Source organism: Mesorhizobium sp. M7A.F.Ca.CA.002.15.2.1, assembly GCF_003998715.1.
In the GTDB taxonomy this organism is placed as follows: domain Bacteria; phylum Pseudomonadota; class Alphaproteobacteria; order Rhizobiales; family Rhizobiaceae; genus Mesorhizobium; species Mesorhizobium ciceri.
Genome location: NZ_RZPI01001139.1, coordinates 1 through 849, shown reverse-complemented (window position 1 = coordinate 849; position 849 = coordinate 1). Strand labels below are relative to the sequence as shown.

1 protein-coding gene and 1 pseudogene are annotated in these 849 nt (G+C 61.2%); one reads left to right on the top strand and one right to left on the bottom strand.

From position 1 onward, the window contains the following. A pseudogene (locus tag ENZ74_RS33210) lies at window positions 1–301 on the bottom strand (tRNA (N6-threonylcarbamoyladenosine(37)-N6)-methyltransferase TrmO); the annotation flags it as partial. Between the two features lie 122 nt (window positions 302–423). Here ENZ74_RS33210 and ENZ74_RS33205 point away from each other — a divergent pair. Further along, the coding region (locus ENZ74_RS33205) for a metalloregulator ArsR/SmtB family transcription factor (RefSeq protein WP_164761470.1) at window positions 424–849 on the top strand (426 nt) is incomplete at its 3' end.

Genomic DNA, 849 nt, shown 5'->3' with positions numbered 1-849 from the left:
GGCGTGGTTTCTGCACAATCAGGTCCCGCGGCGCGTGATGCAGCCAGGACAGGATGATGACGTGGCTGGCGCGCTCCAGCCCCCGTAAGCCATTTCGGTAGGGCGCGTCGATGGTCAGCACTGCCTTCTGCCCGGTCTCGCGCGCGGCGCGCATGTTCTTCGGGCAGGTTTCGCGCGTCGTCCACGGCGAGGCAATGCGGCCGATGAAGACGATGCCGTCATCCGGCGGCATCAGTGCGGGATCGTTTTCCAGCCTCTGCTCGCCTTCGCGGGCCTCGAACATCTCACGCGGTCCAGTCATGGCCCATGTCTCTTAAAACGCCACACAAGCGGCATTTTCTTGTCCGGAAGCGACATAGCGCTTGCAAGGTTTCGAAAACTGACATAAACATATGTTTATATCTTTTCAAAGAGAATACGCTGATGCATGTCTCGCTCGACACTATGGTGGATACGTTAAAGGCGGCGGCCGAATCCAGCCGATTGCGCATACTGGCACTTCTGTCGCGCGGTGACCTCACCGTTTCCGATCTTACCGAAATTCTCGGCCAGTCGCAGCCGCGCGTTTCGCGGCACCTGAAGCTGCTTCTGGAGGCAGGGCTGATCGGCCGCTACCAGGAAGGGTCCTGGGCCTTCTTCCGCCTGTCGGATGCGGATTCCGCGCGTGACTTCGTCATGGGCCTGGTTTCCGGCATTCGCGGCGCCGATCCGCAGGTCGAGCGCGATCTTGAGCGCCTGGCCTCGGTCAAGCGCAAGCGGCAGGACCGGGCGGTCGAGTATTTTTCCGTGAATGCGGCAAGCTGGGACCATATCCGCTCGCTTCATGTGCCGGACCGCGCCGTCGAAGCC